Below are 13,122 nucleotides of genomic sequence, written 5' to 3' on the forward strand. Positions count from 1 at the left end.
CTTTAGTCTTTCTGCTTTAAGCTTAATGACCAGGCGCATCAGCATTTACACGCTTAATTTGTGCACCTAAGGCACGTAAACGGGTATCGATATCCTGATAGCCCCGTTCAATCTGTTCGATGTTATAAATGGTCGATTTACCTTCGGCAGATAAAGCTGCAATTAACAATGAAACTCCGGCCCTGATGTCAGGAGAAGTCATACTGATTCCGCGAAGTTTATATTTCTTATCAATACCATTAACGGTTGCACGGTGCGGATCGCAAAGGATGATTTGTGCACCCATGTCAATCAGTTTATCCACGAAGAACAAACGGCTCTCGAACATTTTCTGGTGAATGAGTACGTTTCCTTTTGCCTGTGTAGCCACAACCAAAACAATACTCAATAAATCAGGTGTAAAACCTGGCCATGGCGAATCGGCAATGGTTAAAATCGAACCATCAATAAAGGTGTCAATTTCGTAGTGTTTTTGCGATGGGACATAAATATCATCGCCGCGACGCTCTAATTTGATCCCTAGTTTTTTGAAAACCTCCGGTATTACGCCAAGCTCATCATAACAAACATTTTTAATGGTAATTTCCGATTCTGTCATTGCGGCCATACCGATGAAAGAGCCAATTTCAATCATATCAGGCAGCATTCTGTGCTCGGTTCCTCCCAATACTTTAACGCCTTCAATAGTAAGCAGGTTTGAGCCAATGCCTGAAATTTTTGCGCCCATGCGGTTAAGCATCTTACAAAGTTGTTGTAAATATGGTTCGCAAGCCGCATTATAAATAGTAGTGGTACCTTTAGCTAAAACAGCAGCCATTACAATGTTTGCTGTTCCGGTTACCGATGCCTCATCTAATAGGATATAAGCACCTTGTAAATTGGTGGCATCAACGTTAAAGAAAGCTTTTTTGCTATCGTAAACGAATTTCGCACCTAGTTTTTCGAAACCGATAAAGTGGGTGTCCAATCTTCTGCGACCAATTTTATCACCACCTGGTTTCGGAATTGCTGCTTTGCCAAAACGCGCCAATAATGGCCCTACAATCATAATCGAACCACGCAAACCACCACCTTTAGCTTTAAAAGTATCAGATTCGAAGAAATTTAAATCGATGTTTTTGGCTTCGAAGGTATAGGTGTCTTTATTAATGCGTTCAACAGTAACGCCTAAATCGCCCAATAACTCGATCAGTTTGTTTACATCCTTAATATCAGGGATATTGCTGATGGTAACTTTTTCTTCGGTAAGCAATACTGCAGATAAAATCTGTAATGCTTCGTTTTTGGCACCTTGGGGAGTGATTTCGCCTTTTAATTTAATTCCGCCTGTTATTTCAAATGCGTTCATATTTTTTGTATTTAGTATCAGGTATCAAGTAATGGTGTCGGTTTTTAACTTTTCACCTTATGCCCTTTTGCCCTTCAGCCTTAATATTTAGGTTTATTGTTATTGTTGCGTTGACGGTTGTTATTGTTGTTGTTATTTTGACGGTTTTTACCGTTGTTGTTATTGTTGTTGGTTCTGCCGCGGTTATTGTTATTTTGACGCGGATTTTGAGCCCTAAACTCAACTTTAGCAAGGTTAACGCCTTCATCAAGTGATAACAATCCGCCAGAAAGGTATTTTAGGTCCTTGATAATGGTGTCATCACTTACGTTGTCCTTATTCCAGGTAACATAAGCCATTTTCATAAAGTTTGCGATGCTCTGCACCATTGCCTTTTTAATTTCGGCATCCTCCTCACGCATGGCTTTTTCGATCAGGGTTTCAACAGTTTTACCATAGTGTTTGTAGGTAATTCTTTGTTGAGGATAGGCTAGTGGAGCTGGTTTAATGTAAGCATTTTCGATTAATGGCTTTGGGTATGGGCTATCTACATCAATCTGGTAACCAGAAATAATGTGTAAGTGATCCCAAAGTTTATGCTTAAAATCGGCAACATCACGCAAATGTGGTTGCAAAAAGCCCATCAGGTCGATTACCGCCTGGGCATATTTATTACGTTCTTCAATGGTGGGTAATTCACAGATATACTTCACCATATTTTGTACGTTACGGCCATATTCCGATAAAATTAAATGGCTACGCGTAGTATTATAATCAAAATTCATGTACAGATAAATTAATGGATAAATTTTCTGGCGATACGAATTATGAAATAACCAGAGGAGTTTAGGTTATGAATTCACCGAAATGTCTATTGCCAGATTTTCGTTTTATATAGTCAAAGTTAATAAAATTATTTGATTTGTGATAAGCTTATCTAAATTGTGATAATTTAAGTTGGGCGATCATCTATCGTCCTCGTTTGTAACGAGGATGCAAGGGAATAGCGATTCTATCACTTCTTTGCACTTAATTTGCATTACAAATGCGTCTCTCACTAATCCTCGTTGCAACGAGACCTATTTAAAGATTATTTGATTTGTGATAAGCTTATCTAAATTGTGATAATTTAAGTTGGGCGATCATCTATCGTCCTCGTTTGTAACGAGGATGCAAGGGAATAGCGATTCTATCGCTTCTTTGCACTTAATTTGCATTACAAAATGCGTCTCTCACTAATCCTCGTTGCAACGAGACCTATTTAAAGATTATTTAATTTGTGGTATGCTTATCTGAATTGTGATAATTTTTTAAGTGGGGCGATCATCTATCGTCCTCGTTTGTAACGAGGATGCAAGAGAATAGCGATTCTATCGCTTCTATGCACTTAATTTGCATTACAAATGCGTCTCTCACTAATCCTCTTTGCAACGAGAACTATTTAACGATTATTTAATTTGTAGTATGCTTATCTAAATTGTGATAATTTAAGTGCGGCGATTTTTTTTTGGAAATGTTCGTTCAGTAGTTCTTGGCTTCTTCAGTCCCGCTGTCCCTGCTGCCGAAGAAAAATCGGCATTCGTTCCCATCGGGTTTATTTAACTCTGGATTGTGCTTGTCGCGAAAACCTTTCTAGCGCCAAATATGTCTAAGCCGTTAGAAGTTTATATTCTGTTCGTTGAAGCCAATCTGTAAGAATTTAAACCTTAATACTCTTAACTCCTTAATGGTGAAAGCCTTAAATTTCATCACTATTCTTCGGGTAATCAAAAAACACCAATTCTCCTGTTCCTTTGCTTACCATCTGCCACGAATCAAAAGGAAAAGAAATTAATACCATGCCTGCAGTCGGAATGTTATAAATGTCGGCATCGCATAACTCGTTCGCAAAATCTGTAAAACCAGGATTATGACCAAACATCACGATATGATCTGCACCATTATTCAAACCGTTAACCACTTTCAGAAGGGCGGTAGTATTGGCCTCGTAAATAGATTCTTCAAATTGGATCTGATCAATGTTGTAAGCTTCTGCAAAATATTTGGCGGTAGATTTGGCTCTTTTTGCCGGACTGCTCACAATCTGATCGATTTTAAAACCGCGGTTAATCAATCTTTCAGCCATTTCAGGAGCGTTTTCCTTGCCGCGCTTATTTAATGGTCGATCGAAATCTTTTAAATCTAAATTTCCCCAATCCGATTTGCCATGACGGACCAAAAGTAGTTGCTTAGCCATTTAATTTCTCTTTAATTTTGTTAACGATGGTTTCAGGCTTAATTAAGTCTATACAATTTTCAACACCGCAAAGGCAAGGTTTGTTTCCATAAATAGAATTTGGCCTCGAGGGGTGGTCGATCTGAATACAATCGCTTTCCGATTGCCCATAACCTAAAAAGCCGGCGTAAGGATGTGTTGGCCCCCAAATGGATACAACAGGTACGCCTGCAAGTGATGCCATGTGCATGCCTGATGAATCCATGCTCAACATTACATCTAAGTTAGAGATAATGGCAAGCTCTTCTGTTAAGTTAAAATTGCCGATTAAATTATGGGTGTTTTTATGCTTTTCAGCCCATTTTTCAGCTATTTCCTGTTCTTCTTTACCACCTCCAAAAACCAGTATTTTGTAGCCAAGATCACTTAACGCAGCAATTACTTCTTCCATTTTTTCTAAAGCATATACTTTATAAATATGCTGTGCGAAAGGAGAGATGCCGATTTTTTTTGTGGTTTTATCACTAAATAAAGCCTCGGCTTTTTTAGGTAGCGTCTGTGCTGATTTATTAATTTGGTGACTGAGTTTAATATTAAAACCTAATTCGCGGAAAACATCAGCATAACGTTCTACTGTCTGACGCAGAGGCTTAAAAACTTTATTGTGCAGGCGAGTCAACGCTTTTTTCTCCGCCCTTCCTTTATTTATCCGCTTAATTTTTGTTCCGGTTAAACGAAAAAAGGTAGAAATTGCCCTGCTTCTTAAATTGTCATGTAAATCGGCTATAGCAGTTGGTTTATAGCTCCGAAGCTCCTGATAGAGTTTATACAGGCCGTCAATTCCCTTGTGAATGGTTTTAGGCTGGATAGGGTGGAAGATTAGCTTTGGGATGCCCTCAAAAAATGGTTTAAAAGCAGGTCTGCTTACCATGATGATTTCTGCAGATGGGTTTTGCTCTGAAAATTCTCGTAAAACGGTGGCTACCATGGCCACATCGCCCATTGCTGAAAAACGTAAAATGATAATTTTTATGGTTGATGACATGCTTTCCGCTTTCAGCTTTGGTCTTTCTGCTTTTTTATGCCTTATTATACAATACCGGGTTTAAACTCGGATCGTTATACATTTTCATTTGTTTGTACACTTTCATGTATTTTTTGCCTGCCTCAATATCTGCCAATAATTCATCAATACTGGTTGAAAGATCCTCGCGTTGTGATAACAATACATTTAATTTAGTCTGGCATTGTGCACGGTGCTCAGCCGATGCACTTTCGCGTTCAGCCTCTTCACGCATGTGGTAAATTTTCAAGGCCAGGATTGAAAGCCTGTCAATTGCCCATGCCGGACTTTCTGTATTGATTTTTGCTTCTGGTAAAGCTGGAATTCCCTGATAAAGATTTAAGAAGTAACCATCAATAAACTCCACCATATCGGTACGCACCTGGTTTTGTGCATCAATGCGTCTTTTCCAGCTCAAGCCTTCAACGGGATCAATCTGTGGATTACGTACCACATCTTCCATGTGCCATTGTGCCGTATCGATCCAGTTTTTAACGTAAAAGAGATGCTCTAAACTTTCGGCATCATACGGGTTTTCAACCGGATGGTCAATATCATCAAACTTGTGGTAGTCTGTAATTACCTGATTAAATATGCGGTTGGCAATTTCACTTATCATGGGGCAAAGATATTAAAAGATTGAATAGATTGATTTTTTTCCTGACGGGATGATTACACAGATTATAAGATTACACAGATTTATCTTGTAAAATTTAAACAGGTTAATTTATAGTATGTTTTCCGCTAACCGCTAACCCTTCTTGCCATCAAAATACGCCATTATCTCTTCCAAAGAAAAAGCATTTAAACACTTATCGGCACTTAGGCCACCTTTGCGGGCCACTAAAATACCGTAATGCATATCATGGAAACCTTCGGTGCGGTGGGCATCGGGATTAACAGAAAGTAACACGCCTTTTTCTAAAGCATAACGGTGCCAGCGCCAGTCTAAATCTAAACGTAAAGGGTTGGCATTGATTTCGATCACCACTTTGTTTGCGGCACAGGCGTCAATAATCTTTTTATAATCTATCGGGTATCCGGCCCTGCTCAACAATAAACGGCCAGTTGGATGTCCTAAAATGGTGGTGTATGGATTTTCAATAGCTTTTAATAAACGTGCCGTTGCTTTTGCTTCGTCCATGCGGAGGTTACTGTGTACCGAGGCGACAACAAAATCGAAGGTTTTTAGAATATCATCTGAATAATCTAGCGAACCATCACTCAAAATATCACTCTCAATACCTTTGAAAATTTTGAAAGGGGCGAGTTTTTTATTCAGTTCATCAATTTCCTGGTGCTGGCCGAAAACACGCTGTTCATTCAATCCTTTGGCATAAACAGCGGTTTTAGAGTGATCGCAAATCCCTAAATATTGAAGATTTAAGTGCTCTTTGCAATATACGGCCATCTGCTCTAAAGTGTGTACGCCATCGCTCCAGGTAGAGTGGTTGTGTAAACTACCTTTTAAATCTTCGTATTGGATTAAGGTAGGGAGTTTATTTGCTTTAGCCAGTTCAATTTCATCAAAATCTTCGCGTAGTTCAGGTTCGATAAAAGCTAATCCGGACTTGCTGTAAATTTCTTCTTCATTTGCGAAAGGTCCATCGCCGGCTAAAGCCAACACTTTTTCAACATGTTCGGTATTTCCTGTGAGTTTGAACCATTGCAAATAAAAATCAGCTTTTTCTACTTGGTAAATCTTGATTCTAAAACCTGCTTCGGTAGTGCAGATGAAAGCATTTTCAGCTTCGATAAGCGAAAGTGGAGCGAAAGCAGGTAAGTTTTGTTTAAGGGTATCAATTTGCACTGTACCAACTACGATTTCTAATTCATCGATAATCTCACATGCGCGGCGGTATTGACCAGCAAACCCCAAAAGTGCACCGTTGTCAATTTTTCCAGTCCAGTCAGCAAGCTGTGTAAATAAAGTTTTGGCAAAACCTTCTACCTGCGCATATAAGAACCTGCCATTGGCAGCCAGTTTAAATTCGATCGCATTCTTAATTTCTTCCTGCGTTTTTAAACCGAAACCTTTGGCTTCAATTAAGCGGTTTTCGTTGCAGGCATAATACAGTTCACCTATACTTTCTATACCTAAGGTACGCCAGATAATGAATATCTTTTTCGGTCCGATGCCCTTTATGGCCAGCATTTCCACTACACCTTCGGGTGTTTTCTCCAGAATTTCGTTAAGTTCTTTTAATTCTCCTGTTTGGAGAAGTTCTATGATTTTGGAAGCCAGCCCTTTGCCTATACCATCAATTTTATCCAGTTCATCTAAAGGTTTGTCTTTTAATGCAAAAGGCAGTTTATCTACTTTAAAATAGGCATTTGCAACTGATTTAATCTTGAAAGGATTTTCTTCATGCAGTTCCATAAGCTGCGATAAGAGGCGTAAGGTGCGGGCGATGGTCTTATTTTCCATAAGGGGTAAAATTAGGAAATAATGCCTCAAATCCTTAAGGGCTCACAAATTAAAACACAATTTTTATTAATTGTTGTTTTACACTCATGAAAAATATAAAATTTGCCTTTTTAGGATTAACTATAAGTTTGGCAGCATGCCAATCTGCCAATAAAAATGATCAGCACGAAACGGATTCGGTAAGTAACCTAAAATCGGCCACAACACAAGCTATGGATGAACGGTTCCTAATTGTAGCCGGTAAATCCATTGGCGAAATTTCTTTAGGAGAAAATATGGAAGAGGTAGGAGAAAAACTTGGAAGACCTGATGCTGGCGATGCCGCAATGGGAAAAGCCTGGGGGATTTGGTACAGTAACGATTCGACTGGAAAGCATCCTAACGAAATTGCGGTATATTCTTCTTATCGTGATACCAGTATGCTTGTAAAAGATGTAAAACAGATCAGGATTACCGCTAATAAGTTTAAAACAAAAGATGGTTTGGCAACAGGTACTACCCTTGAAGACACAAAACAGAAATTTCCTGCTATTGAAAAACTATCTTCTTATTTAAATGAAGATAAAGATACGGTTACGGTTTATGATGCCAAAAAAGAGGGGATTGGCTTTGAATTTTTAAAAGGGAAAAGTATTTCCATAACGGTTCATCCTGTAAATACTTCGGTTAACGCTACTTACCTTACTTTGCACCCCGAGTGGAAGTTGATTAATTAGGGGGAGATGTAAGAGGTAAGATGTAAAATGGATAATGGGCTTTTTAGCTCATGGTTTGATGGTTCATGGTTAATTGTTTGGTATGTTATACCTACTTGGCTATTAACTATTTAACTATGAACCATCAACCCTTTTATACGAATTCTAGCCTTCCATCATCCATTTTCCATTATTTCCTATTTAATAACTGCTTCGAACGGCATGCGGGCCTGAATTCCAGAGCTTGCAATTACCTTTTTCATTTGTTGGTAAAGCATATAATTATCTCCAAGTTCCTGTTTGGTATAATAAGTTTTAATCCTGTCTGTACCTTCATCCATTAGCGATTTCCATGGGTCAATTACATCCGGATATTCTACAACCTTATAATTCTTTATTTTAGCTTTTTTAGCGGCTGCTTTAATGGCATCATTAAAACTTCCAATTCTATCAGCCAGGCCAATTTGAACGGCATCAGTTCCAATCCAAACATGGCCACCGCCAATGCTATCAATATAGGCTTTACTTTTCTTTCTGCCATCGGCCACACGGCTTACAAAACCGCTATAAATTCTGTTTAATTCATTCTGGATGATGAATCTTTCACCTGCAGTCATAGGGCGGTTGGTAGCCATGATATCGGCATATTTACCGGTTTTAACACCGTCAAATGTAATTCCGAGTTTGTTGGTCATTAAATTTTGGAAGTTCGGAATGATACCAAATACACCAATAGAACCGGTAATGGTATTCGGTTGTACAAAAATACTGTCGGCAGCACAACCAATATAATAACCGCCTGATGCGGCCACATCACCAAAGGATGCGATAACAGGTTTTTCCTTTCTGGTAAGCACAACCTCTCTCCAGATCACATCGGAAGCTAAAGCGCTACCTCCGGGAGAGTTTACACGGAGTACAACCGCTTTAATATCGTCATCTAAACGGGCCTTTCTGATCGCTCTGGAAATGCGCTCTGAACCGATCTGGTTATCAGAACCTTCTCCTCCGTTAATTTCTCCATTGGCATAAATTACGGCAACTTTATCTTTTCCTTCGCCTGTATCGCTATTGTTTTTGGCATAATCGTTAATCGAAACTGCACGAATATTCTCTCCTCTGGTTCTGCCAGACAATCCTTTTAATTCCTCTAAAATCTGATCTTTGTACTTTAAAGCATCAATCATTTTAAAGTTTACTGCATCTTGTGGCTGCTGCACTTTGTAATTATCGGCAATGTTATACAGACTATCTTTTTGGATATTTCTGCTTTGCGCAATATCGGTTAAGAAAGTATTGTATAAACCACCAACATAAGCGGTAACCTGTTTACGGTTATAATCGCTCATTTTATCCAGGATAAATGGCTCGACTGCACTTTTGTAATTTCCTACACGGATAACCTGCATTTCTACACCAACTTTTTCTAATGTTCCTTTAAAGAAAGTTAATTCAGAGCTGAATCCTTTGAATTCTAATGCTCCTTCAGGATTTAAATATACTTTATCAGCAACAGAAGCCAAATAATAAGCACCCTGGGTATATACTTCGCTATAGGCGATAATTTTTTTATGCGATTTTTTAAAATCAATCAGTGCATTTCTCACCTCACGCAAAGTTGCATATCCAGCATTCGGACTGCTCACATTCAGGTAAATACATTTAATGTTATCATCTGTTTTGGCTTTTTGCAATGCTTTTAAGAAGTCATTTAAGCCTATGGCTTCTTTTTCTTCACCTCCAACAATTGGCAAGTTTCCGAATGGATTTTTAGGTGTACGCTCGGTAATGGCTTGATCTAAATTTAGAAATAGTACCGAATTGTTAGATACCACAACTGTTTTGTCGCTATCAATTGAAGATATTAAACCCACTACAACTACGAAGCAGATAATAAATACAATTACTATCGATAAGAAAAAGCCCAACATAGAGGCAAATAAATACTTAAAGAATTCTCTCATTTAAATGTTTTAATTTTGTGCTGTAAAGATATAAAAATACATGATGCTTAATCAAGCTTTAGAGTACAGTACGGCTTATTTGTTACTGGGTGGAAATTTAGGTAACAGGGAGGCAAATTTGAAAAAGGCCATCGAACTATTGAACGATAAAATTGGTAAGGTAATAACTAGCTCTTCTCTTTACGAAACCGCAGCATGGGGCAAAACTGACCAGCCCGCATTTTTAAACCAGGCAATAGCTTTACAAACTAATTTAAGTGCTTTGGAAGTTTTAGATCTTGCATTAGGTATTGAGCAGGAACTGGGCAGGGTGAGGAAAGATAAATGGGGGGAGCGCTTAATTGATATCGATCTGATTCTGTTTGGAGATCAAATCATCAATATTCCGGATAAACTTCAGGTACCTCATCCGCATATGCAGGATAGAAAATTTGTAATGGAGCCATTGGCTGAGATTGCACCAGAAGTGATACATCCTGTGCTGGGAGAAACGATTTTATCAATCAGTCGCAATATTGACGATCCGCTTGAGGTTAAAAAACTGTAGCGCATTAACTTTTAATTCTTGCAGAGAAGGAACACAGTTTTTAAAGGATTAATCTAGTGCGCAGTGATCTGCGATTTTAATCTTCTTAATCTGCGGGAAAAACTTAGTTATATTTTGTGATTAGCCGTAGAATCCTTAAAATGCAGAAAAGACAAAGCAATATACAATACCAATACAAAAGGAATAGCTGCAAATTTTAGAAAGGCAATTAATACTGCCGATAGGATGAGGAAAATAAATTTAATTTTGTTTTTCTTCCAGCTTAAATCGCTGAATTTTAAAGAGAATATTTTTATTTCGCTCACCAATAAAAAGCTTGTTATTGCCGTAACAGCAATCAGCAACATACTGGAAGCAATAATCTGTGGATAATCGTTGGCAATAAAAGGTAAAGAGCAGATAAACAAAGTATTCATCGGGGTGTTTAAACCAATAAAATCTTCTGTTTGCCTTGTATCGTTATTGAATTTTGCCAGCCGAAGTGCCGAGAAAACAGTAATAATAAAACCAAGATAGGGCAGGTATTCAGATGAATAGTCGCTTGCCTTTAAAAGGTGAAACATAATTACCCCGGGTAAAAACCCGAAACTTACCATATCAGCTAAAGAATCCAGATCTTTTCCGATTGCCGATTTTACATTTAATAAACGGGCAACCATGCCGTCAAAAAAATCGAATATTCCAGATAAAATAACGAAATAAGCTGCGGTTTCTAAATTGCCTTTAAATGCAAAAACGATTCCGATACAACCAGACAAAAGGTTTGCACAGGTAATCGCATTAGGGATATTTTTTTTTAGCATGGGGTTAGGTGTTAAGCGCATGGGGTTTGAACGCAATACGCCAAACCCCAAACGCCAAACTTATTCTAGCTGTTCATCGAAATTAAGAACTCTTCGTTACTTTTTGTTCCTTTTATTTGAGATTGAACAAATTCCATTGCTTCCTGGCTATTCATATCAGCAAGGTGGTTACGTAAAATCCATACACGCTGCAAAATATCCCTGTCTAACAATAAATCGTCGCGACGGGTACTTGAAGCCGTAATATCAATTGCAGGGAAGATCCGTTTGTTAGATAATTTACGGTCTAACTGAAGCTCCATATTACCTGTTCCTTTAAATTCTTCGAAGATTACCTCGTCCATTTTAGAACCTGTATCGGTTAGTGCAGTAGCTAGAATAGTTAGTGAACCACCATTTTCGATGTTACGTGCCGCACCGAAGAAACGTTTTGGTTTGTGTAAAGCGTTGGCGTCAACACCACCCGATAATATTTTACCAGATGCCGGTGCTGTAGTATTATACGCCCTGGCTAAACGGGTAATCGAATCTAAAAGGATTACTACATCATGTCCGCTTTCTACCAAACGTTTTGCTTTCTCTAAAACAATGTTAGCAATTTTAACGTGGCGCTCAGCCGGTTCATCAAAAGTTGAGGCAATAACCTCAGCCCTTACACTACGTGCCATATCGGTAACCTCTTCAGGGCGCTCATCAATTAATAAGATAATTAAATAAACTTCAGGGTGGTTTTTAGCAATTGCATTGGCAACCTCCTTCAATAAATTGGTTTTACCCGTTTTAGGTTGTGCTACAATTAAACCACGCTGACCTTTACCAATTGGCGTAAATAAATCCATAATACGGGTAGAGTAATTACTGTTATCCGTAAATAAATTTAATTTTTCTGTTGGGAAAAGCGGTGTTAAATAATCGAAAGGAACACGGTCGCGAACCTCGGCAGGGATTCTGCCGTTAATGGTTTCTACACGAACCAAAGGGAAATATTTTTCGCCTTCTTTTGGTGGACGGATGCTACCTTTTACCGTATCACCAGTTTTTAATCCGAAAAGTTTTATTTGAGATTGAGATACGTAAATATCATCAGGAGAAGTTAAGTAGTTATAATCTGCCGAACGCAAGAAACCATAACCATCAGGCATAATTTCCAAAACACCTTCATTTGTAATTACATTATCGAAATCTAAGTTAGAGTAACTGTTTTCGTTTTTGTGGTGATTGCCACCGCTTGGTTGTTTTTGCTGGCGGTTTTCGTCACGCTGCGGTTTTTCTTGCTTTTCTTTAGGCTCTTGTTTTTGTTTTGGAGCCACCGGAAGCACTTCTGCACTTTCTTCTATTAAAGCTGAGATTGGCTTTACACTTTCTTCACCTTCAACAATCCTGTCAGGCTGTCTTTCCGGCTGTTGTTGGTGTTGAGGCTCGTCAAATAATGTTACCGCATCTCTTCTTCTTTCAACTGGTGCTGCAGGCTCATCTTTCGTTAACCTAGCTCTTTTTTTAACAGGCTTGTCAGCTGTAGTAGCTGCAGGCTTATCAGCTACCACCGTAGAAGCGGCGGCTGCCGCCGCAGCAGCAACTTTTGGTGCTTTTGCAGCTTTGGTTTTAGGCGCAGGAGTAGCTGCAACAGGTTCGGTTTCGCTATACGGGTCTGCACCAGCTTTAGCGGCATTTATAATTTCTTGCTGGTGTAAAAGTACCTCAACAAGGTCGATTTTTCTTAGGGAGTCGGCACCTTCAATGCCATAGCTTTTTGCTAGCTCACGTAATTCTGTTGTGAGCTTATCATTTAATTCTGTTTTACTAAACATTCTAAATATATATGTTTCAAGAAATTTTTCATTTGTTTATAACGGATGTTTTCTGTTATAAATTTGCACAGGCTTAAAAAATATTTGTATTAACGTAAGCCCGGCTTTTCATTGTGCATAAGTTCTTAAGGCTATAAAACTAAATGAGTTGGTTATTGGATGTACTCAAATGTTTCATATATTGTTTATAAGCTGAATACAAAGCGACAATCGCTTTCAAAAAATGGTACAAAAAAACAAGTCTTGATAAATTTTTCTGGGATATTCAGATA

General features: G+C 38.5%; 11 protein-coding genes. 2 read left to right on the forward strand and 9 right to left on the reverse strand.

Annotated features, from left to right (window positions below; translation table 11 throughout):
* Positions 1 to 22 precede the first annotated feature (22 nt).
* The 6 genes from murA to ACUN24_RS12905 all read right to left on the reverse strand — a co-directional run bounded on the left by murA (position 23) and on the right by ACUN24_RS12905 (position 7,033).
* Positions 23 to 1,348, reverse strand: coding sequence for a UDP-N-acetylglucosamine 1-carboxyvinyltransferase (gene murA, locus ACUN24_RS12880; protein WP_121282781.1), 1,326 nt, complete (start codon positions 1,346 to 1,348; stop codon positions 23 to 25).
* A gap of 80 nt (positions 1,349 to 1,428) precedes the next feature.
* Complete coding sequence (locus ACUN24_RS12885; protein WP_445562838.1) at positions 1,429 to 2,112, reverse strand: DUF4290 domain-containing protein; 684 nt, start codon at positions 2,110 to 2,112, stop codon at positions 1,429 to 1,431.
* A gap of 953 nt (positions 2,113 to 3,065) precedes the next feature.
* Positions 3,066 to 3,563 (reverse strand): SixA phosphatase family protein, encoded by a 498-nt coding sequence (locus ACUN24_RS12890; RefSeq protein WP_445562839.1) that lies wholly within the window; start codon positions 3,561 to 3,563, stop codon positions 3,066 to 3,068.
* Entirely contained in the window at positions 3,556 to 4,587 is a 1,032-nt protein-coding gene (locus ACUN24_RS12895; protein WP_445562840.1) for a glycosyltransferase family 9 protein, read from the reverse strand. The genes ACUN24_RS12890 and ACUN24_RS12895 overlap by 8 nt, the downstream gene beginning before the upstream one ends.
* Positions 4,588 to 4,621: 34 nt before the next feature.
* On the reverse strand, positions 4,622 to 5,224 hold the full coding sequence (locus tag ACUN24_RS12900; protein ID WP_445562841.1) for a DUF4254 domain-containing protein: 603 nt from the start codon (positions 5,222 to 5,224) through the stop codon (positions 4,622 to 4,624).
* 132 nt (positions 5,225 to 5,356) lie between these two features.
* Entirely contained in the window at positions 5,357 to 7,033 is a 1,677-nt protein-coding gene (locus tag ACUN24_RS12905) for a helix-hairpin-helix domain-containing protein (RefSeq protein ID WP_445562842.1), read from the reverse strand.
* An 86-nt stretch (positions 7,034 to 7,119) separates the two neighbouring features.
* On the opposite strand from ACUN24_RS12905, the gene ACUN24_RS12910 reads away from it, so the two are divergent.
* On the forward strand, positions 7,120 to 7,749 hold the full coding sequence (locus ACUN24_RS12910; RefSeq protein WP_445562843.1) for a hypothetical protein: 630 nt from the start codon (positions 7,120 to 7,122) through the stop codon (positions 7,747 to 7,749).
* Positions 7,750 to 7,925: 176 nt separating this feature from the next.
* Here ACUN24_RS12910 and sppA read toward each other — a convergent pair whose 3' ends face one another.
* Positions 7,926 to 9,692: a signal peptide peptidase SppA gene (gene sppA / locus ACUN24_RS12915; RefSeq protein WP_315423860.1), complete on the reverse strand. Its 1,767-nt coding sequence runs from the start codon at positions 9,690 to 9,692 to the stop codon at positions 7,926 to 7,928.
* A gap of 40 nt (positions 9,693 to 9,732) precedes the next feature.
* On the opposite strand from sppA, the gene folK reads away from it, so the two are divergent.
* Positions 9,733 to 10,239 carry a 2-amino-4-hydroxy-6-hydroxymethyldihydropteridine diphosphokinase gene (gene folK / locus ACUN24_RS12920; RefSeq protein ID WP_445562844.1) on the forward strand — a complete coding sequence of 169 codons (507 nt, stop codon included), beginning with the start codon at positions 9,733 to 9,735 and terminating at the stop codon, positions 10,237 to 10,239.
* 107 nt (positions 10,240 to 10,346) lie between these two features.
* Here folK and pssA read toward each other — a convergent pair whose 3' ends face one another.
* A complete protein-coding gene (pssA, locus tag ACUN24_RS12925; protein WP_445562845.1) occupies positions 10,347 to 11,042 on the reverse strand; it encodes a CDP-diacylglycerol--serine O-phosphatidyltransferase in 696 nt (231 codons plus the stop codon).
* 65 nt (positions 11,043 to 11,107) lie between these two features.
* Positions 11,108 to 12,850, reverse strand: a complete 1,743-nt coding sequence (gene rho, locus ACUN24_RS12930) for a transcription termination factor Rho (protein WP_132401051.1) — start codon at positions 12,848 to 12,850, stop codon at positions 11,108 to 11,110.
* Positions 12,851 to 13,122: the final 272 nt, after the last annotated feature.

This window comes from Pedobacter sp. WC2501 (assembly GCF_052682415.1).